We start from the raw sequence: 336 nt of genomic DNA on the forward strand, positions 1-336 counted from the left end.
CTACACCAATGTCGCCGGCCGCGTCGCGGCCTCGGCCTCGAGCCTCTACGCGCGCAACCTGTTCTCGTTCATCGAGACGATGGTCGACAAGGCCAACAAGGCGCTCGCGGTCAATTGGGACGACGAGCTGGTGAAGGCCACCGCGCTGACCAAGGACGGCGCCGTCATCCATCCCAACTTCCAGCCGAAGTAAGGAGAGAAGCCATGGAGCATCTCGCGCAGGCCGTCGATCCGTTCGTGTTCCGGCTGTCGATCTTCGTTCTCGCCGTGTTCGTCGGCTATTTCGTGGTGTGGTCGGTGACGCCTGCGCTGCATACGCCGCTGATGAGCGTGACC

Annotated in this window: 1 protein-coding gene and 1 pseudogene; both read left to right on the forward strand. The window is 63.1% G+C overall.

What is annotated here, in order from left to right:
- Positions 1 to 193 (forward strand): annotated as a pseudogene (locus AKL29_RS38220) (NAD(P)(+) transhydrogenase (Re/Si-specific) subunit alpha); the annotation flags it as partial.
- Positions 115 to 336 (forward strand): proton-translocating transhydrogenase family protein (locus AKL29_RS46790; protein ID WP_430648843.1); only part of this gene is annotated, 222 nt, incomplete at its 3' end. The pseudogene AKL29_RS38220 and the gene AKL29_RS46790, both read left to right, overlap by 79 nt.

This window comes from Bradyrhizobium pachyrhizi (genome assembly GCF_001189245.1).
GTDB classification, from domain to species: Bacteria; Pseudomonadota; Alphaproteobacteria; order Rhizobiales; family Xanthobacteraceae; genus Bradyrhizobium; species Bradyrhizobium pachyrhizi.